This window comes from Micromonospora sp. NPDC005299 (assembly GCF_042872345.1).
GTDB lineage: Bacteria > Actinomycetota > Actinomycetes > Mycobacteriales > Micromonosporaceae > Micromonospora.
Genome location: NZ_JBIAKG010000020.1, coordinates 1 through 22,361 on the forward strand (window position 1 = coordinate 1; position 22,361 = coordinate 22,361).

The following is a 22,361-nucleotide window of genomic DNA, read 5'->3' on the forward strand; positions in this document are numbered from 1 at the left end:
ACGCGGACTTCGGCGGTAGCCAGAGGCGAGGACGGGTCGACACCTTCACAGGTCAAGCCTGCCTCGATCTTGCCCACGACCAACGCAACAGAGCCGGCGAGCACCCCTCTGCGCTCGTCCGGCCTCGGCCGTCACTGTTGATGTCGACCACTGATGTCACGCTGCTTCCCGCGAAGAGCGGAACCGGCCCGCACCAATGCCCGGAGGAAGTGCGCTGGACCCGGAGCGCATGTGATCGCGCACCCCAGACCCGCCCGGTTAGCGTCGATCGGTGCCCGTCAACGTACCGGCGTCCCCTCAACCCACCCATCGTGCCCGCCGCGTGGGCCTGAGACTGGTCTGGCTGGCAACCGCCCTGGCCGGGACAGCGGTGGTGGTGACCGGAGTGCTAGTCGCCCGGATGGACGAGAATCCTCGCCTCGGCGGTGTCGCAGCGCCGCGCGTTCCCATTCACCGGCGAGGCCGGTGACCAGTCCGTGCTGCCGCTCCTGCTCGGGTGCGCCCTGACCGCCCTCTTCCTCACCACCGCGGCGCCGGGCTACCTGCTCAGGGGGTGGGCCTACCACAACGAGCACATCGCGATGGCGCTTCCCGCTGCCGCGCTGACCATCGTGATCGACCTCTGCACGCCGCTCGTCGCGCCGATCGACCTCGCGCACCAGCAGTACACCCGAGACCTCTACGGATGGTGGTACTTCCCCCTCCTCATTGCCACCGTGGTCTGTCACCTGGGCTGCCTTCTCGCTGCGTCGGTGGTCCTGTTTCGCGCCCGCTCAACGTGAACGGGTTGCGGTGACCACGGCGGAACCCTCACCGACCAGACCGACGACCCCCGCCGGGGGAGCCTGGTCGGGCTAACCATCCCGCATCAACGGAGGTCGTCGCGTGCGCTCATGCACCGGCGACCTTGTCACACCTTTCCAGCCGTCATCGACCCGTAGCGAGCCGTTTGCTGACTCTTTGCTGACTCAGCCTGACGGAGGTCATCCACCCGTCTCCGCCGCCTGGTAGGGGCTACGCTCCGGAGCGATCTTGACTCTGAGGAGCGGCCATGAGCGCCAGCGAACCCCCCTTTCCAGCCTGCCCCTGCTGGTGCTGCCTCGGCGGCACAACACCGTTGGCGTGGCTGAACTGCGCACAGGACCTGGCCTCGGCACTGGCCCAGCACCCGCTCACGTTCCTGAATTCGTTGCAATCAGGTGGCGGATCAACGGGGTTGGCCATCGGCCTCATCCGCCGGTACCAGACCGAGGTCTCGGCCCACCTACCGGCGCGTTGCCCCTTCACCCCGAGCTGCAGCGCATGATGATCGGCTACACCGTACCGGAGATCCGCCGACTCATGGTGTCCCTGATCCTCACCGTCCCGCGCTGCCCCGCACGCATCTGGGCCTGGTCAGACTGGCGCCGCCGACGCCAACACCAAGCCCGCACCAGCCACTACCGCCACCGCGGCTACCCGCCATAACTGCCGTTGCAGTATTAGGCGGCCTGGTGGCTGGGGGTGTCGCCATTCAAATGATGTATTACGTAGCGCCTCCACCTCCGGGGTGGCACGGCGAGGCAGCGACGGCTCAGCGTGGGGCACACTCGCTGCGTGGATGAGATCGCGTTTCGGTCCCCGGCTACGACAGCGCGCGTGGCGTTGTGGCGCCGTGGAGGGTGGCACACTGTCCGTAGAGATCGTGGACGGCTCAGTTGAGATCTTCGGCGACCGAGCCGGTCTGCGGGATCTCGCACGATGGTGCCTCGCCCTCTCCGACGAGCGGGCACCGTCTGGGGCCTACATCCACCTCGTCCAGGTCCCCTTGGGCGGCGGCTCGTCGCCCAAGGGGACCTGCCGGTGATGGTCCGAAACCACCAACGGCCGGTCAGCCGCAGCTCGTCAGGCGGCGTCCTGCTGCGCCCCTGGCGCTGGTGCAGCCCGGGGCCGCCCTCAGGACAGCCGCTGCGCCCGGTGCAGGATCCGCTGGGTAACCACCACCAGAGCGAGGAACGCGCCGCTGACGACCTGCTGGAACGACGAGGTGAGCACGCCGATCTGATTGATCAGGCTCTGGATGACCCCGAGCAGGAGCACACCCGCCATCGTGCCGGTGAGACCGCCGGAACCACCGGTGAGTAGCGTGCCGCCGATCACCACGGCGGCGATGATGTCGAGTTCCATGCCGGCACCGAGGATGGTGACCCCGGAGGACAGGCGGGCGGCGTTGAGGGCGCCCGCCAATCCGGCGAGCAGCCCGGAGATGAGATAGACGAGGACCTTGACCCGGGTGACCGGCACGCCCATGAGGACCGCGGCCTCCTCGCTGCCGCCGATCGCGTAGACGTTCTGGCCGAAGCCGGTGCGTTGCAGCAGCACCCCGCCCAGCAGGGCCAGACCCAGCGTGATCCAGACGGGCACGGTGAGGCCCAGGAAGGACGCTTGGCCCAGGGCGCTGAACGCGTCGTTCTGCACCAGGTAGGTGTTCGCCCCCTCGTCGGATACGGCGAGCATGAGGCCCCGCATGCCGAGCAGCCCGGCCAGGGTCACGATGAACGGTGCCATGCCGGTGCGTGCCACGATCAGCCCTTGCACCAGTCCGATCGCGCCGCACACGGTGAGCGGCAGCAGCAGTGCGACGAGCAGCCCGTACCGGGAGCCGTAGGCGGCCAGCACACCGGCGAGCACGAAGGACGAGCCGACGGAGAGGTCGATGCCGCCGCTGATGATGACGAAGGTCATCCCGATCGCGACGATGGCCAGGAACGACGACGACACCGCGATGTTCGCGGTGTTCTGCGGGGTGGCGAACGAATCGAAGGCGACGGCCCCGACCACGACGGTGACCGCCAGCACCATGGGCGCGCCGTGGTGCTGCAGCAGGTGGCCGATCCGTTCGCGGCGCAGCATGCCCGGCCCGCGCCGCGCATCGGTGCCGGGGTCCGCGTCCGCAGCGGTGGTCGTTGTGGTGGTCATGCGCGCCTCCCTCGGGCGGCGTAGACGGCGGCCAGGATGATGACCGCTTGGACCATCTGGGTCCAGGACTGCGGCAGGTTGTGCTTGATGAGCGTGGCCTGGAGGAGCTGGATGAGCAGGGCACCCATCACGGTGCCGAGCACGCGGACCCGGCCGCCGGTGAGCGGGGTGCCCCCGACGACCACGGCGGTGATCGCGGACAGTTCCATGAGCAGGCCCAGCGAGGTGGGGTCGCTGGCCTGCAGCCGGGACGTGGCCAGCACGCCGGCCACCGCGGCGAGCAGGCCGGAGATGATGTAGACCGTGATCAGGACGCGTCGGACCGGCAGGCCGGACAGCCGGCTCGCGGCCCGGTTGCCGCCCACGGCGACCAACTGCCGGCCGAAGGTGGTGCGCTTGATCAGGAACCCGACCAGCACGGTGAGCACCGCCGCGACGATGACCACGAGCGGCAGTCCCAGCACCGACCGGCTGCCCAGGGTGATCAGCGTGGGGTTGCGGAACTCGGTCAGCTGCGGCACCAGCACGTTCGCCACGCCGCGTACGCCGACCAGAAGCGCCAGCGTCGCCACGATCGGCTGCACCCCCACGTACGCCACCAGCGCGCCGCCGGCGGCGCCGGCGGCCGCGCCGGCGATCAGGGCCGCGACGATCGCGACCGGAGCGCCGTAGCCGAGGTAGAGCACCACCATCGCCGAGGCGAGCGCCATGACGGCACCGACGGACAGGTCGATGCCCTCGGTGCCGATCACCAGCGCCATGCCGAGTGAGGTGATCACGACCGGCGCGACCTGGATGAGCTGCGTCCGGAAGTTCGCCACCTCCAGGAAGTGCGGCGTGAACAGCACGTTGAAGAGCAGGAGCGCGAGCACCGAGGCGTAGACGCCGTACTCCTGCAGCCACGCGAGCAGGCGTGCCCGCCCTCCCCACACGTGCGGCGCGGCCGCGAGCTCAGCCATCGGTCTCTCCCGTCCCGGCAATCGTTGCCATGATCGCTTCTTCCGTCACCTGGGCGCCGCTCAGCTCGCCCGCGACCGCGCCGTCGCGCAGGACCACAACCCGGTCCGCCCCTTCGACGAGTTCCTCCAGATCGGATGAGATCAGCAGCACGCCGAGCCCTTCGGCCGCAAGCTCGTCGATGAGCGCCTGCACCTCGGCCTTGGCGCCGACGTCGATGCCCCGGGTGGGTTCGTCGAGCAGCAGGACCTTGGCGCCGGTGGCCAGTGAACGGGCCAGCAGGACCTTCTGCTGGTTGCCGCCGGACAACTCGGAGACCTTCTGGTACGGCGAGGCGGCCTTGATGCGCAGCCGCCGCATGAAGCTGTCGACGATCCGGTCGATCCGGGCGTCGGACACCACTCCGGACCGGGACAGCTGGGGCAGGGCGGCCAGCGCGATGTTGTCCCGTACCGACAGGGTCGGCACGATCCCCTCGGCCTTGCGGTCCTCTGGGACGAGACTGACGCCGGCCCGGATCGCCGCCGCCGGAGAGCCACGACGTACCTGTTGCCCGGCTACCCGCACCGTGCCGGCGTCGACCGGTAGGGCACCGGCGATCGCCTTGGCCGTCTCGCTGCGCCCGGCGCCCAGCAGCCCGCCCAGGCCCACCACCTCGCCGGGACGGACCTGCACGGACACGTCGCGCAGGACCGGTCGGCGGGACACCGAGCGGGCCTCGACGAGCGGCTCGCCGGCCATGGTGGCGTGCTCGCCGGTGAACCTCGTCGCGCCGTCGCGCCGGATCTCGGCGGGGTCGCGGCCGAGCATCAGGGCGACCAGGTCCACCCGGGCCAGCTCGTCGAGCGGCCCGTCGTGCGCGACCCGGCCGTCGCGCAGCACGGTGACCCGGTCACAGATCCGGTACAGCTCGTCGAGGCGGTGGCTCACGTAGATCACCGAGATGCCCTCCGATCGCAGGCCGGCGATGACACCGAAGAGGGTGTCCACCTCCCGCGGTTCCAGGGCCGAGGTCGGCTCATCCATGATCACTACGCGGGCCTCGATCGAGACGGCGCGGGCAAGGGCCACCATCTGCTGGGTGCCCATGCCGAGCGAGCGCAGCGAGCGGCGCACGTCGGTGCGGATGCCGTACCGGGTCATCACCCGCTCGGCCTCGGCGTACAGCTGCGTCGTGTCGATCACCCCGAGCCGGCTGCGCGGTTCCCGCCCGAGCAGCAGGTTGTGCGCGAGGCTCATCTGCGGGACCAGGTTGACCTCCTGGTAGATGGTCGAGATCCCGGCCCGCTGGGCGGCGAGGGGGTTGTCGAAGGTGACCGGCTCGTCGCGCAGCAGCAGCGTCCCACGGTCCGGCCAGTACACGCCGGTGAGGACCTTGATCAGGGTGGACTTGCCGGCGCCGTTCTCGCCGACGAGGGCGTGGACCTGCCCTGCGTCCAGCCGGAAGGACACGTCGTCGAGGGCGAGGACGCCGGGGAATCCCTTCGAGATTCCCCGGGCCTCCAGAACCGCGGTCGCCATCAGTACGCGTTTCCCAGGCTCTCCTTGGCGTTCGCCGTGGTGTACTCCTGGTCACTGATGATCACGGTGGCCGGGATCCCCTCCCCGTCGAGGAACTTCTGGGTGGTGGAGAAGGCGAGCGGGCCGAAGCGCGGGTTCGACTCGACGACTGCGGAGAGCCAGCCGCCGACGATGCCCTGCACGGCGGCGCGGGTGCCGTCCACCGACACGATCTTGACCTGGCCGGGTGACTTGCCGGCGCCCTTGAGCGCCGTCACCGCGCCGAGCGCCATCTCGTCGTTCTCGGCGTAGATGCCCTTGGTGCCGGGTCGGGACTGGATCAGCTGCTCGGTGACCTGCTGACCCTTTTCCCGGGTGAATTCGCCGGTCTGCTCGAACGAGACGGTGATGCCGGGTGCCTTCTCCTGGATGCGGTCCTTGAAGCCCTTGGTCCGGTCGGTGGTGACGTTGTTGCCGGGCGCGCCGAGGAGGATGGCGACCTCACCCTGGCCGCCGAGGGCCTGGATCATCTGGTCGGCCGCCCGCTTGCCCTGCTCGTAGAAGTCCGAGCCGATGAAGGTGAGGTAGTCGGTGCACGGCTGAGCGTTGATCTTGCGGTCGATGGTGATGATCGGGATCTTCTTCTCCGCCGCCTGCTTCAGCACCGGCTCCCAGCCGTCGGAGTTCAACGGCGCGATGACCAGCAGCTTGGCGCCCTGGGCGATGAGTTGCTGAACGTCCGAGATCTGCTTGGAGAACTGGGACTGGGCGTTGGTGACCCGCAAGTTGGCGATGCCGAGCTTGGCGGCCTCGTCCTTGATGGACTTGGTTTCGGCGATGCGGAACGGGTTGGCTTCCTTCTCCGACTGGGAGAAGCCGACCATGTCCTTCTTGAGGTCGAACTTCTGCCCGCCAAAGCTCTGCAGGGTGCAGGTGGGGCCGGTGGCGCCCGCGCTCTGCACGGCCTGCTGGCCCGCGCTGCCGGCTGGTGCGGGCGTGTCGCCGCTGTCCTCGCTCTTGGCGCAGGCCGCGGTGGTGAGCAGGGCGGCCAGCGCGACCGCGGCCAATCCGGAGGTCCTGGACATGAGAGGTCCTTTCGCTAAGGGATTCTTCATCGGATTTGCGGCGTGGAGACCCGGCCGTCCAGGGCCGGGAGGAAACGCCGCTCCCTTCCCTCGATATTTGTCTTATATGGACGGCTGGTGGGGTGTGAGGCGTGGGTGAGGTGGTGAAGCGGGCGTACAGGTACCGCTTTTATCCGTCTCCTGAGCAGGCCGAACAGTTGAGCCGGACGTTCGGGTGCGTGCGCGCTTACCCTCACCGTGCGCGCCTGGATATGCCCGAGTTGCGGGGTTGAGCACGACCGGGACATCAACGCCGCGAAGAACATCCTCGCCGCCGGGCTGGCGGAGAGGTAAAACTCCTGCGGAGCGGATGTAAGACCTCAAGGGAGACCTCCCGGCAAGGCAGTCGGCGATGAAACAGGAAACCTCACGGGTGACCGTGAGAATCCCGGCCCCCTTCAGGGCCGGGAGGATGTCAATCGGCAGGGGGATACAGCGCACAGGTCTCGACGACGCCCTTCGGCTGGCTCGGGCTCTGCCAGCGCAGGTGCAGGTTCGAGCCGCCGTAGTGCTCGAAGTACTCGACCTTGATGTCGTAGCTGGTCCCCGCCCGCAGGGTGATCGGGGCGGCGCTCCGCTCGACGTCCCAGTTGTCCATCCAGTTGTCGATCAACAGTCGCCCGTCGACCCACAGCCGGAAGCCGTTATCGCCGATCATCGAGAAGGTGTAGGTCTGCGAGTACCTGGGCACGATCGAGCCGGTCCACCGGACCGTGACGTCGTCGGACTGGCCGGTGCGCTGCCGCAGGACCGGTTCGAAATCGTCGAAGTCGAGGTTGGGGTCGACCGCGGACGATTTCAGCGCACCGAAGTCGAAGGCCCCCGGTCCCGTACTCACGTAGTAGTCGCCGCGCAGGCCGCGCGGCTGCGCCGGGTCGTAGCCGACCTCGACGGTCGCGCGGGCGTGCGTCGGCTGCCGCACCCCGTCGACGGTGTAGACAGCCTCGCCGGTCAGCGCCGCGTCGTCGCACGGTGCCACACCGTCCGCCGGGTGGACCGACCACCTGGTGGTGATCGTCCCGGCCGGTGGCACGCGCCGGGTGAGCACGGCGTCCAGGGGCGTCACCGTCCAGCCTCGCGGCGCCGCGAGGCTGACCGAGACGTCTTCGGCGGGCCGGTCGGACCGGTTGGTGAACGTGGTGGTCACGGTGGTGGCGTGGCCCGGCCGCACGGACACGTGGCCGCCGTCGCCGACGACGAATCCGGCGGCCGCGCTGGAGGGGCTCCATGCCTGCAGTTCGTTGACGCCGACGAACGCCCCGTCGGGGTTGGTGAAGAGCACCCGGAGCCGGTCGGTCGTCAGCGCCGGGAAGGTGATCCGGTTGAGGCCGTTCCCGATCGGGTGCTGGCTGGAACGGCGTTGCTCCGGGACGTCGACCCAGGCGCCGTCGGTCCAGTACTGCAACCGGTAGTCCGCTGCGGCCTGTACGCCGCCACCGTCGTCGTAGCCGTACCAGCGCACGTCCTGGATCCGGGTCGGGCCGCCGAAGTCGACGCCGTACCAGTCCTGCGCGTTGGGCGACCGGTAGTTGGTCCACCGGGTGTTCTGCGGCACCTCGTTGAACCACACCTTGCCGTCCAGCGCGTTCCAGGGGTTGTCGTACGGCGAGGTGTAGGACGCGATGGGCTTGGGGTAGCCGGTGCGCAGGGGATTCGCCGCGTCGTTGGCCAGGCGTACGGTCTGCGGGGCCGGCTCGGCCGCACCGACCGGCACGGTGAGCGGGCCGGGCTCGGCGGCCATCGTACGCGGCGCGCCGTCGACGTACACGCGCAACCCGGCGCCCTGCCCGTAGTGGGAACCGTCCCGATCCCACAGCACCGTCACGTTGTGCCCGTGGTAGGGCACGTTCTCGATCGCGTAGTGGTCCCAGGCGCTCGGCACCAGCGGCTTCAGCTTCAGCGTGCCGCCGTCCTGTGGGCGCAGGCCGAGCAGACCCGAGATGACCAGGTCGGTGTACGACGAGTGGAGGTAGTCCTCGCTGTGCGAGTGCCCGTCGTAGATCCAGCGTTTCTCGTCCGGGTGGTGTGCCTCGGCGACGTACGGTCGGCCGTCGCGGTACTGGGTGAGCACATAGGTCCGCAGCAGGGCGTAGTAGTCGTCGCGGCCGATGTCGTCCTGCGCCGGCTGGTCGTCGAGCAGGTTCGCCAGGCCGGTCAGCGCCTGTGCGGTGCTGTACGGCCAGGAGGGTCCGTCCCAGTGGCAGCACCCCTGGGCGGCCTCGCTCATGAAGTAGGGGCTGCGCCGTTCGACCGTCGTCGGCCCGTACGTCGAGGCGAAGCCCTGCGGGTCCAGCAGCTGCCGCCAGGCCACCGAGTCGGCCGGCTCGGCCAGGCCGAACTGCCACGGGATGAAGCCGACCTCGGTGCGGACCTGCTGCCGCTCGTGGGTCGGGTTGTTCTCGTCGACGATGTCCAGCCAGAACTTCGCCTCCGGGTCCCACAGCCACCGGTGCGCGTTGGCCTTGAGCGCCGCCGAGCGCCCGGCGTACTCAGCGGCGACCTTCTCGTCGCCGTTGCGCCGGGCGATCGCGCTGATCGCCAGCGCGTCGCCGTACTGGTAGGCGTTGATGGACGGCCGGAAGGTGTGCACGCCGCCGAAGCGGTCGCTGGAGGCGTAGCTCGCCGGGGACAGCTCCTTGGCGTCCCAGACCGGGCGCTGCCAGTAGAGCCCCAGCTCCGGATCGAAGTGGTTGTCCCAATCGCGGTACTGGTCGATCAGGGCGTCCTGCAGGCGCTGGAGGAAGGCGAAGTCGCCGGTCACCTGCGCGCGTTGGTAGGCGGCCGTCGCGGCCCAGAAGCTGTACTCGTGCGCCCAGTCGGGCGCCTCCGGGTTGACCGTCTGCGGCCGCTGCCCCGGACCGGTAAGCCAGAAGGTCAGATAGTCGTTCAGGTAGCTCCCGTCGCGCACCCAGCGACCCTCGGTGATGTGGTGCCCGGCTGCGGCATTGATGGCCTGGTACGGCGCCGAGTACCCGCAGCAGTCAAGGAACTCGGTCAGCACCCAGCCGTCGGTCGGGCCGGTGTAGCGCAGGTGCTCCTTCCACACCCGCCAGCGGTAGTAGTAGACGTCCTGGATCTGCTGGTCGGGCAGGTCCACGAAGGGGATGTTCGCCTCGTACCAGGCCGGCTCGGCGTACCCGGTCAGGTAGCGCCGGTGATCGAGGAAGTGGGTGCCCGCGCCGACGGTGGGATACGGCGACGCGGCAGCCGGCGGGGGGCCCTCCGGCGGTGCGGCGGCGCCGGGGGCGGCCGTCGCCGCCGCGGTCAACACCGCGGCGACGACGGCGACGAAGCGGATCCGCCTCACTTGCTGGCTCCCGCTGCGTAGAGCTGGGCGACCTCGGCGGCGGACAGGGCGCGGTCGTAGACCTGCACCTGGTCGATCGCGCCGCGCCAGTAGTCGACCGGGCCGCTGTTGTACCAGGCCCGCCCGATGACGGTCGGTCCGCTGGACGCCTCGCCCAGGCAGGAGCTGGCCGTGCCGGCCCGTTGCCCGTCGACGTAGAGCGTCAGCGTGCCGGTGGCGGCGTCCCGCACGCCGACCAGGTGGTACCAGCGGCCGGTCTGCGGTGCGGTCGGCGCGAGCGCCCGGACCCCGGCGAAGCTGAACGCGAACCGGTTGTCCGCGCCCGAGTACTGCAGGAAGAAGGCGCTGTGGTTGCTGCCGTCCTGGCTAACCGCGGTGGCGAACCCGCCGAGGCTGTCCAACTTCACCCAGGCCGACGCGGTGTAGTTGCCGGTGGTGTCGAGGATCGCGGCGCCGGTGTCGACGTACTGGTTCACGCCGTTGAGCTGCACCGCGCTGCCGGAGTGGCCGGTGGTCCACGTCGCGCCGTTCATCAGCGTCCCGTCGTGGTTGCCGGCCTTGTCGTCGGTCACTGTGCCGGTGCCCTCGTCCAGCGGCCACCAGCCCACCCCGGTCAGCCCGGGCGTGCCCGGCGGGAGCTGCGGTGCGTTCGCGCCGGTGCCGTCGACCGAGCGGACGATGGCGCGGTTGACGTCCCGGACCCGGTCGAAGTCCATCTTCTGGATCTGGCGGTCGTAGGTGTAGAACCCGTTGACCTCGTGCTCCACGTCGGTGGTCTGGGTGTAGACACCGCCGGAGAGCCCGCACCGGTTGGCCACGGTCAGCAGGTCGCGCTGGTTCTCCACGTAGCGCCGGGTGAGGGTGGTGCTGTCCGGCGTCATCTCGTAGCCGTGCCCGTCGCCGAACCACATGTGGCCGGGCACCTCCAGCCCGAGGCCGCCGTGCTCGCCGTCCACGGCGACCCGGTCCCCGCTGGGGATCGGTGAGGCCGGGCCGAGGTATTGGTGAAAGTCAATGATGTCGCCGCGCCCCGAGTCGCCCTTGGAGGCGCAGCAGTTCACGCCGCTGTGCGCGTTGACCATCCGGCTGGTGTCCTGGGCGCGCAGCTCGTCGGCGATCCGTCCGGTAGCGGTGCGGTCCCACTCGCCCCAGCCCTCGTTGAACGGCACCCACACCGTGATGGACGTCCAGCTCTGGTGCTCGTCGACGATCTCCTTCAGCTGCCGCTCGAACTCCTGCTGCGCGTCGACCGGCGGGATACCGCCGGTACGCATGGCGGGCATGTCCTGCCACACCATGAGGCCCAGGCGGTCGGCCCAGTAATACCACCGGTCCGGCTCCACCTTGATGTGCTTGCGTATCGTGTTGAAGCCGAGCCGCTTGGTCTCGGCGATGTCGAAGCGCAACGCCTCGTCGGTCGGCGCGGTGTAGATGCCGTCCGGCCAGTAACCCTGGTCGAGGGTGGACAGATTGAACAGGATCTTGCCGTTGAGGGCCAGGTGGAGCTTCCCGTCCGCGCCCTTGACCTTGGTCACCTCGCGCATGCCGAAGTAGGACTCGACCCGGTCGACCTCCTTCGGGCCGTCCAGCACCCGCACCGTCAGGTCGTAGAGGTACGGCGAGTCGGGCGACCAGAGCTGCGGGTTTGGCACCGGGACGCGCAGCTCGGCGCCGGCCGGTCCCGAGGCGCGGCCGACGACCTTGTTGCCGGCGTACGCGACGGCCTCGACCGTACGGCCGTCGCCCTCGGCGACCTGCGCGGTGAGCCGGAGGCTGGCATCGTCCGCGTCGGGCGTCATCCGTAGCCGGTCGACGTGGCTCGCCGGCACCGGCTCCATCCAGACGCTCTGCCAGATGCCGGACGACGAGGTGTAGAAGATCCCCCGGTCCGGCACGTTGCGCTGCTTGCCGATCGGCTGCCAGGTCTTGTCGGTGCGGTCCTCGACGCCGACCACCAACTCCTGGGCGCCCCGACCGCGCAGGGCGTCGGTGACGTCGACGCTGAAGCTGTCGTAGCCGCCACGGTGGGTGGCGACCTGGACGCCGTTGACCCAGACCGTGGCGTCGTAGTCGACGGCGCCGAAGTTGAGGCGCAGCCGCTCGTCGCCGCCGATCCGCCAGTTCGCCGGCACCTGGAAGGAGCGCCGGTACCACATGCGGTCCTCGTGCCGCTGAATGCCGGACAGCGCCGACTCGATCGGGTACGGCACGAGCACCCGCTCGCTGAGCTGCTCGCCGATCGGCGGGGCTTCGCCTTCCTGTGCCCCCGCGAACTGCCAGACTCCGTTCAGGCTCTCCCACCTCTTACGGACCAGCTGAGGGCGGGGGTAGTCGGGAAGCGCATTGTCGGGCGACACCTGGCCGGTCCACGGCGTGGCGATCGGTGGTGTGCCCGGATGCCAGGTCGCCTCGGCGCGCGCGACCCCTGGCACGCCGCCGATCACGCAGGCCGCGGCGATCAGCGCGGTGGCTGCTCTTCTCATCGTTCAGGGCCCCTTTCTCACGAGCATGGCGTGAGAGGGCAGGCCGCAGCGCCCGGGCCAGGGCCGGCGGTGGAGCCGGCCGGGCCGGGTGCAGGCCTGCCTGAAATCGTTGAGAAACAATCAATCACCGTCACGATCCCAAGTCAATACCATTCGATCAGATCCGATCAGAAACGATCCGGGAGCGCTCTCACGGGGGTGGGGGAGGTGCAGAGTACGATCAGAACCAGACCGACCCGTTCACGAAGAGAGGACAACGTGGCACCTGGCGACGACTCGCGGACGGCGACCGAGGGCCGGCGAAGCATGTTCGCCGCCGAGCGCCGGCAACGCATCCTCGAACTGATGCACGCCAACGGCGCGGTCTCCCTGCGGGACATCGCCCAGGCCGTCCAGTCCTCAGAGGTCACCGTGCGACGTGACCTGCGGATCCTGGAGGCCGACGGGCTGCTCAACCGCCATCACGGCGGGGCGACCCTGCCAGGCGCGCTGGCCACCCCGCCCGGCGCGCTGTCCCGGGAACCCACCTACGCCCAGAAGGCCCAGGTCGCCGCCGCCGAGAAGGCCGCCATCGCCGAGCTCGCCGCCTCGCTCGTCGAGGACGGCGACGCCATCGTCATCGGCGCCGGCACCACCACGCAACTCTTCGCCCAGCAGCTCACCCGGTACGCCGAGCTTGCCGTCGTGACCAACTCGCTGCTGGTGGCCCAGGCGCTCGCTAACGCGCCGCGGGTCGAGGTTGTCCTCACCGGCGGCACGCTGCGCGGCGCCATCCTCGCGCTGGTGGGCAGCGCCGCCGAGCGCTCGCTCGCCGGGCTACGGGTCCGCCGGGCCTTCGTCTCGGGCAACGGCCTCACCCCCGAACGGGGCGTCTCCACGCCGAACATGCAGGTCGCCAGCGTCGACCGGGCGCTCGCCGCGGCCGCCGAGGAGATCGTCGTACTCGCCGACCACACCAAGATCGGAGTGGACACCATGGTGCAGACCATCCCCACGGACGAGATCGACCACCTCGTGACCGACGACGCGGCCCCCCGCGACGTGCTCGACGAATTGGCCAACCGGGCCGTCCGACTACACGTCGCCCGCCCCTGACGTCTTTACCTTTGCACCCACCGTGCGCAATCATTCGCCTCAGCCGACTCGCCGGCCGCTACGAGGAGGCGCCGTGGCAGGCAGCAGCACTGTGATCGAAGCCGGGGGCGTGGTCCGCGACTTCCCCGGCACACGCGCCCTCGACCACATCTCGTTCACGCTCCGGCGGGGCGAGGTGCACGCCATCCTCGGCGAGAACGGCGCCGGCAAGTCGACGCTGGTCAAGGTGCTCTGCGGCATCGACCGACCGGACGCCGGGGTGCTGCGGCTGCACGGCACGCCGGTACGGTTCTCCTCCCCCCGCGACGCCGAGCGCGCCGGGATCGGCGCGGTCCACCAGGAGGCCAATCTCGTCCCCCAGATGAGCGTCGCCCGCAACCTGTTCCTCGGCCGCGAACCGCGCCACCGGCTCGGCCTCATCAACGTCGCGCGGATGAACGCCCGGGCGCGCGACGTCATGGCCGACTGCGGCCTGCGGATCGACGTACGACAGCCCCTCGAGGCGTTCGACGCCGGAATCCAGCAGTTGGTCGCCGTGGCCCGCGCGATCGCCACCGGCACCTTGGTGATCGTCCTCGACGAACCCACCGCCGGCCTGGACGACGAACAGGCCGAACGACTGCTCAGCATGCTCGACACGCTGCGCGACCAGGGCCGTTCGATCGTCTACGTCAGCCACCGTCTCACTGAGATCGAGCGGATCTGCGACCGGGCCACCGTGCTGCGCGACGGCCGAGTGGTACACACCGGCCCGCTCGCCGGCCTCGACCGGATGCGACTCGTGTCGCTGATGCTCGGCCACCGGGTGACGCTCGGGACGACCACGAGCGGCGGCGCATCAGCCGTCGAGCCCGCCGACCCGCCGATCCTGCAGGCCACCGGCCTCACCCGCCGCCACGTGCTCGGCGGCGTGTCGATCAACCTCCGACCGGGCGAGGTCGTCGGCCTCAGCGGCCTGCTGGGCGCCGGTCGCAGCGAGACGGCGAAGGCGATCGCCGGCGCGATGCCGCTGGACGCCGGGCAGGTGACCGTCTCCGGCGCCCGCCTGCGCCAGCGCTCGATCGCCGGCGCCGTCCGAGCCGGAGTGGGACTGCTGCCGCAGAACCGTACGACCGAGGGCATCATCGCCTCACTGTCGGTCCGCGACAACATCGCGCTCGCCGCACTCCCCCGACTCTCCCGCGCCGGCATCGTCTCCGAGGCCCGGCTCGACCGGATCGTCGAGACCTTCATGCGGCGGCTACGGATCAAGGCGACCAGCCCGCACCAGCCGGTCGGGGAACTCTCCGGCGGCAACCAGCAGAAGGTGCTGCTGGCACGCTGGCTCGCCACCCACCCCCGGGTCCTGATGCTCGACGAACCCACCCGCGGCATCGACATCGGCACCAAGTCCGAAGTGCAGGCCCTCATCGACGATCTCGCGGTGGACGGGCTGGCGGTCATGCTGATCTCCTCCGACCTGGAGGAACTCGTCGGTTCCTGCGACCGCGTCCTGGTGCTGCGCGACGGCGCCGTCGCCGGTCAGCTGACCGGCCCGAACGTCAGCGAGAAGAACATCATGGCGCTGCTCGCGGCGACGTGACCGCCGACGACGACGCCGAGACTCAGGCCGAGACTCTCTCGCAGTGATTGCGGGGCAGGACGAACACAGCCGGCCGGGCGGGGCCGGCGAACCTCTGTCGATCCCCGGCTTTCGTACGCGCGGCTCTCCAAGCGAAACACCAGCGGCGGGCCGCTGCGGACGCACGGCTCACCGGCCGGGCACCAGCGGCGGCACATCCCCAGACGGCCCCGGGAAGACCGCACGACCACACCGACGGCCGCGAGGGCTGGCGACCGGGCAGGCGTACGCGCCGCACCGGCGGCCGGCGCCGACCGGGAAACTCATGCGCGGCGGGGCCCAGGCCGTGACTGGCGGCCCGGCCAGGGGCGCACCGCCGGCGAGCGGTCAGGGTCGGGACTCCTGACAAATTCGAGCCGAATTTTGTCGGAAGGTTGACGGAATAATTCGCCGCTGTAACGGTCGTCACCGTGCCGTCATCAAACGGAGTACACGCCCTCGTGCGGCTGACGCACGAGGAGCGCGTGTTACGCACCCTGCGGGAGCAGGGAGCGTTGAGCCGGAGCCAGATCGCCCGCGCCGTCGGGCTCTCGCGCTCTACGCTTTCCGAGATCACCGCGAGCCTCCTGCAGCGCGGCGCCATCGTGGTGGTGGATACCGACGCGGCGAAGCGCGAGGGCAGTGGACGCCCGGCCGAACGGCTCGCCCTGGACCCCTCCTCCGGGCAGTTCATGGGGGTCGACTTCGGCCACCGGCGGGTCTGCGTTGCGGTTGCCGACGCGTCGCACGAGATCATCGCGTCCGGCTCTGAACGCTATGAGGACGACGCGCCGTGGCCGGAACGGCTGGACGCCGCCTTCCGGCTGATCGACCGGCTCACCGACGAGACGGACGTGCACTACGGCGCGCTGCAGGGCGTCGGTATCGGGGTGCCCGGACCGCATCCGGTTCCGCCGGCTGCGCACCCCGCACCACGGCAGGTCCCGGCACTGGGCCTGCTCGACACCGTCGAGGACGTCGGCGCCGCGTTCGCGAGCCGGTTCGACGCCTCGGTGCTGGTGGACAACAACACCCGCTTCGCCGCTCTCGCCGAGGCGATCAGTGGTAGCGGCACCGTCGACGACCTGATCTACGTACGGGTTTCCGACGGAGTGGGTGGTGGCCTGGTCGTGGGCGGCCGCCTCGTCACGGGATCGACCGGACTCGCCGGCGAGTTCGGCCACGTCAGGGTCAACGTGCACGGCGGGTCGTGCCGGTGCGGTAAGAACGGCTGCCTGGAGACCGTCGCGTCGGTACCGGCGATCCTGGCGAACTGCCGGACCCGCGGCGTCGCGGTCGACGACCTCGACGGACTCCGCGCGGCGGTCGAACGGTCACACCCGATCGTCGAGCAGGTGTTGCGTGCGGCGGCCGCCGCCATCGGCCGGGTCGTCGGCACGGCGGCGATGGCGCTGAACCCTGCCGAGATCGTCATCGGCGGCGAGATCGTGCGCGTCGCCCCCGTCATCGTCCAGCAGGTCCGCGCCACCATCGCCTACGAGCTCCTGCCGGATGCCGCCAGCATTCCGGTCGTCCGCGCGGCGGAGCTCTCGGACGACGACGGCGCGCTGGGCGGCCTGGCCGCGCTGTTTCACAGTTCGCCGCTGCTGGCGGCCTACCCCGAGCCCCCGAAGGCAGGCGCCGCCTGCAGCGGGGGCGGTATCCGCGTCCCGCAGACCACGATCGAAAGGGTGTCCCATGGCCGTCATCATTGAACCGGCTGCGCACACCGGACGTGACAACCGGCTCGCGTCATCGCAGACGCGCCGCGGCCGTCCACGCGGACTGCCGCTGGCGTTGAACGCTGTGTCCATAGCGCTCGGCATCGGCGTCTGGTGGGCCCTCGCGGCCCTCGGCGTGAAGGTGCCACAGCCGACCGAGGTCGTCTCGCGGGCCGGGGATTTGCTCGCCGACGGCACGCTGGAGAACGACATCCTGGTCAGTCTCGGTCGGGTGCTGGCCGGTTTCGTCCTCGGTACGGCGGCGGCCATCCCGATCGGTTTCCTCATGGGGTGGTACGGCGTCGTGCGCGGCCTGGTCGAGCCGTGGATCCAGTTCTTCCGCACCATCCCGCCGCTGGCCATCATCCCGCTCGCAATCGTGCTGATGGGTATCGACGAGGCGCCGAAGATCTTCGTCATCTTCCTGGCGGCCTTTCTGGCCTGCGTCATCTCTACGTTTCAGGGCGTGGTGAGCGTCGACCGTACGCTGATCAACGCGGCGCGGGTGCTCGGCACGCGGGATGCCGGAATCTTCGCCCGGGTGGTGGTGCCCGCCTCCACTCCGTTCATCCTCGTGGGCATGCGGGTCGGCCTCGGCTCGGCGTGGGCCACCCTGGTTGCCGCCGAGCTGATCGCTGCCCAGCAGGGCCTGGGCTACCGCATGCAGAACGCCCAGCTCTACTACGACCTCCCGACGATCTTCGTCGGTCTGATCTCGATCGGGATCCTCGGCCTGCTGATGGACCGCGTGCTGCTCGTGGCCGAACGCAGGCTGACCGGATGGCAGGAGCGCCGATGACCACCTCGAATTCGCCACGTCCCGGCACGCAGGCCGCCAAGATTTCGGTACAGGCGGTCACCAAGACGTTCTCGCTGGGCCGGCAGACGTTCACCGCACTCGACCAGGTGTCTCTCGACATCGCTGACAACGAGTTCGTCACCGTGGTCGGGCCGTCGGGTTGCGGCAAGAGCACCCTGCTCAACATCCTCGCCGGGCTGGAGGAGCCGACCGATGGCCGAGCGATCGTGGATGGGACACCCGTGTCTGGCCCGGGTCCCGAGCGGGGGGTCATCTTCCAGCAGTACGCGCTCTTCCCCTGGCTGACTGTACGCAAGAACGTGGAGTTCGGCCTGAAGACCGCCCGCGTGCCGAAGGCGGAGCGCCGCGAGCGGGCCGAGTACTTCATCCGGATGGTCGGCCTGGAGGACTTCGCCGACGCCCTGCCGAAGATGCTCTCGGGCGGCATGCGGCAGCGCTGTGCCATCGCCCGCGCGTACGCGGTGAACCCGTCGATCTTGTTGATGGACGAGCCCTTCGGCGCGCTCGACGCCCTCACCCGGGTCAAGCTCCAGGAACAACTGCTCGACACGTGGAGCAAGGAGCAACGCACGGTCATGTTCATCACGCACGACGTGGACGAGGCCGTGTTCCTCGCCAACCGCGTCGTCGTCATGGCGGCACGGCCCGGACGCATCTACGACGTCATCGACGTCGACCTCCCGTATCCCCGATCGGAGGAGTTTCGGCTGAGCCCGGAGTTCGCCGCGCTCCGCAACCGGGTCTGGCACTCGGTCTACCACCAGGACGGCACCACCCCTTCCTCACCCCCCGCACCGTCACTCACGACGGCCTGATCCGAAGGATGTTTTGATCATGAGAGTCTCCCGCAGACTCATCGCCGCCGCCGCCGGTGCCATCGTCGCCGCGCTGCTCACCGGCTGTGAGAGTGACTCCGGCTCCGGCGGCAAGGCGGAGGAGGTCACGTTCGGATACATCGGCGATTTCAACGGCACCAGCCTGCTCGCCATCGCCAACGACCAGAAGCTCTGGGCGAAGCACGGGCTCAAGGCCGACGCCAAGGTGTTCACGAACGGTCCGCTGCAGATCCAGGCCCTCGGTGCCGGCGACCTCGACTTCGGCTACATCGGGCCCGGCGCCATGTGGCTGCCCGCCTCCGGTCAGGCCAAGGTCGTCGCGATCAACACCCTGGGCAACGCCGACCGGGTCATCGCCCAGCCCGGTATCACGTCCATCCAGCAGCTGAAGGGCAAGACCGTCGGCGTCCCGGAGGGCACGTCGGGTGACATGATCCTCACGCTCGCGTTGAAGAAGGCGGGCATGACGAAACAGGACGTCAAGGTCGTCCCGATGGACCCCTCCACGATCGTCTCGGCGTTCTCGTCCAAGAAGATCGACGCCGCCGGCTTCTGGTATCCGGCGACCGCGACGATCAAGAAGCAGGTACCGGACCTGGTCGAGCTCGCCAAGAACGACGACTTCGCCTCCGAGGTCTCCTTCCCCACCGCGTTCGTCGCCGGCAACCAGGTCGTCGCCAACGAGAAGGCGAAGACCGAGAAGGTGCTCGCCGTGCTGCGCGACGCGATGCGCTACCGCTCCGAGAACATGGACCAGAGCATCGCGCTGACCGCGAAGATGCTCAAAATCCCGGTGGACCAGGTCAAGGCCGACGCGGCCAACGTCAAGGTCCTCTCAGTCGACGAGCTGGACACGATGACCAAGGACGGCACCATCGACAAGTGGCTCACCGGGATGAGCGACTACTTCGTCCAGGCGGGCAAGCTGAAGTCTCCGGCGGACCCGAAGAGCTACTACACCGGCGACCTGTTCATGGCGGCAGCTCAGTGACCGGACCGAAGAACATCCTCTTCCTGATGACCGACCAGCACCGGGCGGACACGCTCGGGGTGTACGGCAGCCCCCGGGCGACGCCCGTCCTGGACGAGCTGGCACGGACCGGAACCCGGTTCGACCGGTGGTACACGCCCACCGCGATCTGCACTCCGGCCAGAGCCAGCCTGCTCACCGGTCAGGCGCCCTTCCGCCACAAACTGCTGGCCAACAACGAACGCAACGTGGGCTACATCGAGGACCTGCCGGACGGGCAGTTCACCTTCTCGGCGGCGTTGCGGCAAGCGGGCTACAACTGCGGCCTCATCGGCAAGTGGCATGTGGGCACGGAGAAGACAGCGCGCGACTTCGGCTTCGACGGGCCGGAGCTGCCGGGCTGGCACAACCCCGTGGACAACCCCGACTACCTGGCCTATCTCGCCGAGCGGGACCTCCCGCCCTACGAGATCTCCGACCGGATCCGCGGCACGCTGCCCAACGGCGGCCCCGGCAACCTGCTGGCCGCACGCCTGCACCAACCGGTGGAGGCGACCTTCGAGCACTACCTGGCCACCCGCACCATCGAACTCCTCGAACGGTACGCGGAGGCCGCCCGGGACCGCGACCAGCCGTTTTTCCTCGCCCTACACTTCTTCGGCCCGCACCTGCCGTACATCCTCCCGGACGAGTACTTCGACCTCGTCGACCCCGAGGACGTCGAACTGCCCCGCTCGGTCGCCGAGACCTTCCACGGCAAACCCCCGGTGCAGAAGAACTACAGCGCACACTGGACCTTCGACACCATGCCGATCGAGACCACCCGCAAACTCATCGCCGTGTATCACGGTTACGTGGCGCTCATCGACCGGCAGATCGGGCGCGTGCTGGACGCCCTGCAACGCCTCGGTCTCGTCGAGGACACCTCGGTGTTCTTCACCTGCGACCACGGAGAGTTCACCGGCGCGCACCGACTGCACGACAAGGGGCCGGCGATGTACGAGGACATCTACCGCACCCCGGGCCTGCTCCGGGTGCCGGGCGAGCCGGGCGGCGTGGTTCGCACCGAGTTCGTGAGCCTGCTGGACTGCACGGCGACGATCCTCGAACTCGCCGGTCTCGACCCGAAGTCGGCGGTCGACTCGCGCAGCCTGCTGCCGCTGGTCGGCGGCGGTGAGGCGCGCTGGGAGGAGGACCTCGTGTGCGAGTTCCACGGCCACCACTTCCCGTATGCGCAGCGGATGCTGCGGACGGACCGCTACAAGCTCGTGGTCAACCCCGACTCGGTGAACGAGCTGTACGACCTGCAGCTCGACCCGGACGAGTTGCTCAACCTCTACGAGCACCCTGAGATGGCGGAGATCCGGACGCGGATGATGCACCGGCTGTACCAGCTCCTGCAGGAACGGGGCGACAAGTTCTACCACTGGATGACGTCCATGTACGACGTCGGGGAGACCCGCTACGACCCGACGCTGAGCGGCCTGGACGAGGCGACCTACCAGGGGTCGAAGCCGTGACCTCGGCTGGGTTGAACGGCCGACCGCGACGGCCCGACATCGTCATGGTCCTCACCGACGATCACGCCGCGCACGCGGTCAGCGCCTACGGGTCGGCCGTCAACCGCACCCCGCGGATCGACGAGATCGGCGAGCACGGGGTCCGCTTCGAAAACTGCTTCGTCACCAACTCGCTGTGTTCGCCGAGTCGCGCCACGATCCTCACCGGCACGTACAGCCATGTGAACGGCGTGAAGACCCTCGTCACGCCGATCGACGCGGCCCAGCCGACGTTCGTCTCCCAGCTCCGCGACGCCGGCTACCGCACCGCGATCGTCGGCAAGTGGCACCTGGGCGACGGCGCGGGACACGACCCGCAGAACTTCGACTACTGGGACGTGCTCATCGAACAGGGCGAGTACTTCGATCCCCGGTTCCTCTCCGCCGAGGGCCTGCGTACCGAGGGCGGCTACGCCACGGACCTGATCACCGACCTGTCCCTGCGGTGGCTCGACTCGCTGTTCGGGGACGACCCGTGGTGCGTTCTGATCTGCCACAAGGCGCCGCACCGCTCGTGGGAGCCCGACGAGGCGCACGCCGGGATGTACGCGGGGCACATCCCGGTGCCCGCCACCTTCGCCGACGACTACGCCACGCGCACCTCGTCGGCGCGACGGGCGGCCATGCGGATCGCGGACCACCTGACGGTGGAGGACCTCAAACAGCCGGTCCCCGACGGGATGTCGTACGAGGAGCAGGCCCGCTGGAAGTACCAGCGGTACATGGAGGACTACCTGGCCTGCGTCGCCTCCGTCGACGACAGCGTCGGCCGGGTCATCGACTGGCTCCGACAGCGGGGCCAGTTCGACGACACCGTCCTGATCTACTCCTCCGACCAGGGTTTCTTTCTTGGTGAGCACGGGTGGTTCGACAAGCGCTTCATGTATGAACAGTCGCTGCGTATGCCCCTGCTGCTGAGCTATCCACGGGCGGTTGCCGCCGGCCAGGTTCACGACGGGATCGTCACCAACGTCGACTTCGCGCAGTCGATCCTGGACGCCGCCGGGGTGCCGCACCACGAGCGGATGCAGGGCCGCAGTTTCTGGCCCGACCTCACCGGCGCCCGCGGCGAGCCTCCGGCGGAGGGGATGTACTACCGGTACTGGGAACATGACGACAGCAACCACCGGACACCGGCCCACTACGGGTACCGTACGGCCCGCCACAAGCTCATCTACTTCTACAACGACGGCCTCGGCGTCCCCGGCAGCTCATCCCGAACCTATCCACCCGAGTGGGAACTCTACGACCTGCTCGAGGATCCGGACGAGGTGCGCAACGTCTACAACGACTCGGCTTACGCCGCGGTACGCGAGGACCTCAAGGCGCGGATGTGGCTGGCCCAGGCGGCCGTCTGCGACGAACCGCACCCGAGCCACCCGGTGCCCGAGCGCCTCCGCCCGGACCGCCCGGTCGCGAGCTGATCGGAGT

General features: G+C 69.4%; 17 protein-coding genes. 11 read left to right on the plus strand and 6 right to left on the minus strand.

The window, feature by feature from the left end; genetic code table 11:
- The first annotated feature begins 425 nt into the window (after positions 1 to 425).
- The gene (locus tag ACFYPD_RS32375) at positions 426 to 782 is read left to right on the plus strand and encodes a hypothetical protein (protein WP_387122026.1); all 357 of its coding nucleotides are present in this window, start codon (positions 426 to 428) and stop codon (positions 780 to 782) included.
- Positions 783 to 1,935: 1,153 nt separating this feature from the next.
- Here ACFYPD_RS32375 and ACFYPD_RS32380 read toward each other — a convergent pair.
- From ACFYPD_RS32380 to ACFYPD_RS32395, 4 genes are read right to left on the minus strand one after another with little or no spacing between them, the layout of a single operon-like run.
- Positions 1,936 to 2,958 carry an ABC transporter permease gene (locus tag ACFYPD_RS32380; RefSeq protein ID WP_387122028.1) on the minus strand — a complete coding sequence of 341 codons (1,023 nt, stop codon included), beginning with the start codon at positions 2,956 to 2,958 and terminating at the stop codon, positions 1,936 to 1,938.
- Entirely contained in the window at positions 2,955 to 3,917 is a 963-nt protein-coding gene (locus ACFYPD_RS32385; RefSeq protein WP_387122031.1) for an ABC transporter permease, read from the minus strand. Before ACFYPD_RS32385 ends, ACFYPD_RS32380 begins: the two co-directional genes overlap by 4 nt.
- Positions 3,910 to 5,436 carry a sugar ABC transporter ATP-binding protein gene (locus ACFYPD_RS32390; protein WP_387122034.1) on the minus strand — a complete coding sequence of 509 codons (1,527 nt, stop codon included), beginning with the start codon at positions 5,434 to 5,436 and terminating at the stop codon, positions 3,910 to 3,912. The genes ACFYPD_RS32385 and ACFYPD_RS32390 overlap by 8 nt, the downstream gene beginning before the upstream one ends.
- A complete protein-coding gene (locus ACFYPD_RS32395; RefSeq protein WP_387122037.1) occupies positions 5,436 to 6,500 on the minus strand; it encodes an ABC transporter substrate-binding protein in 1,065 nt (354 codons plus the stop codon). The genes ACFYPD_RS32390 and ACFYPD_RS32395 overlap by 1 nt, the downstream gene beginning before the upstream one ends.
- A 143-nt stretch (positions 6,501 to 6,643) precedes the next feature.
- Here ACFYPD_RS32395 and ACFYPD_RS32400 point away from each other — a divergent pair, with 143 nt between their 5' ends.
- Together ACFYPD_RS32400 and ACFYPD_RS32405 are read left to right on the plus strand one after the other, a co-directional pair.
- The gene (locus ACFYPD_RS32400; RefSeq protein WP_387122132.1) at positions 6,644 to 6,772 is read left to right on the plus strand and encodes a helix-turn-helix domain-containing protein; all 129 of its coding nucleotides are present in this window, start codon (positions 6,644 to 6,646) and stop codon (positions 6,770 to 6,772) included.
- On the plus strand, positions 6,738 to 6,833 hold the full coding sequence (locus ACFYPD_RS32405) for a zinc ribbon domain-containing protein (protein WP_387122040.1): 96 nt from the start codon (positions 6,738 to 6,740) through the stop codon (positions 6,831 to 6,833). Before ACFYPD_RS32400 ends, ACFYPD_RS32405 begins: the two co-directional genes overlap by 35 nt.
- A gap of 121 nt (positions 6,834 to 6,954) precedes the next feature.
- Here ACFYPD_RS32405 and ACFYPD_RS32410 read toward each other — a convergent pair whose 3' ends face one another.
- Together ACFYPD_RS32410 and ACFYPD_RS32415 are read right to left on the minus strand one after the other, a co-directional pair.
- On the minus strand, positions 6,955 to 9,846 hold the full coding sequence (locus ACFYPD_RS32410) for a PA14 domain-containing protein (protein WP_387122043.1): 2,892 nt from the start codon (positions 9,844 to 9,846) through the stop codon (positions 6,955 to 6,957).
- Positions 9,843 to 12,329 carry a LamG-like jellyroll fold domain-containing protein gene (locus ACFYPD_RS32415; protein ID WP_387122045.1) on the minus strand — a complete coding sequence of 829 codons (2,487 nt, stop codon included), beginning with the start codon at positions 12,327 to 12,329 and terminating at the stop codon, positions 9,843 to 9,845. Before ACFYPD_RS32415 ends, ACFYPD_RS32410 begins: the two co-directional genes overlap by 4 nt.
- A gap of 258 nt (positions 12,330 to 12,587) precedes the next feature.
- On the opposite strand from ACFYPD_RS32415, the gene ACFYPD_RS32420 reads away from it, so the two are divergent.
- From ACFYPD_RS32420 to ACFYPD_RS32455, 8 genes are all read left to right on the plus strand, one after another.
- Positions 12,588 to 13,424 (plus strand): DeoR/GlpR family DNA-binding transcription regulator, encoded by an 837-nt coding sequence (locus tag ACFYPD_RS32420; protein WP_387122048.1) that lies wholly within the window; start codon positions 12,588 to 12,590, stop codon positions 13,422 to 13,424.
- A 73-nt stretch (positions 13,425 to 13,497) separates the two neighbouring features.
- Positions 13,498 to 15,006 carry a sugar ABC transporter ATP-binding protein gene (locus ACFYPD_RS32425; RefSeq protein ID WP_387122051.1) on the plus strand — a complete coding sequence of 503 codons (1,509 nt, stop codon included), beginning with the start codon at positions 13,498 to 13,500 and terminating at the stop codon, positions 15,004 to 15,006.
- A 479-nt stretch (positions 15,007 to 15,485) separates the two neighbouring features.
- On the plus strand, positions 15,486 to 16,739 hold the full coding sequence (locus tag ACFYPD_RS32430; RefSeq protein WP_387122054.1) for an ROK family protein: 1,254 nt from the start codon (positions 15,486 to 15,488) through the stop codon (positions 16,737 to 16,739).
- Complete coding sequence (locus ACFYPD_RS32435) at positions 16,723 to 17,544, plus strand: ABC transporter permease (RefSeq protein ID WP_387122057.1); 822 nt, start codon at positions 16,723 to 16,725, stop codon at positions 17,542 to 17,544. Before ACFYPD_RS32430 ends, ACFYPD_RS32435 begins: the two co-directional genes overlap by 17 nt.
- Positions 17,541 to 18,380 (plus strand): ABC transporter ATP-binding protein, encoded by an 840-nt coding sequence (locus ACFYPD_RS32440; protein ID WP_387122060.1) that lies wholly within the window; start codon positions 17,541 to 17,543, stop codon positions 18,378 to 18,380. Before ACFYPD_RS32435 ends, ACFYPD_RS32440 begins: the two co-directional genes overlap by 4 nt.
- A 19-nt stretch (positions 18,381 to 18,399) precedes the next feature.
- Positions 18,400 to 19,392 carry an aliphatic sulfonate ABC transporter substrate-binding protein gene (locus tag ACFYPD_RS32445; RefSeq protein ID WP_387122063.1) on the plus strand — a complete coding sequence of 331 codons (993 nt, stop codon included), beginning with the start codon at positions 18,400 to 18,402 and terminating at the stop codon, positions 19,390 to 19,392.
- On the plus strand, positions 19,389 to 20,891 hold the full coding sequence (locus tag ACFYPD_RS32450; RefSeq protein WP_387122066.1) for a sulfatase-like hydrolase/transferase: 1,503 nt from the start codon (positions 19,389 to 19,391) through the stop codon (positions 20,889 to 20,891). Before ACFYPD_RS32445 ends, ACFYPD_RS32450 begins: the two co-directional genes overlap by 4 nt.
- Positions 20,888 to 22,354 carry a sulfatase gene (locus ACFYPD_RS32455; protein ID WP_387122068.1) on the plus strand — a complete coding sequence of 489 codons (1,467 nt, stop codon included), beginning with the start codon at positions 20,888 to 20,890 and terminating at the stop codon, positions 22,352 to 22,354. Before ACFYPD_RS32450 ends, ACFYPD_RS32455 begins: the two co-directional genes overlap by 4 nt.
- Positions 22,355 to 22,361 lie beyond the last annotated feature (7 nt).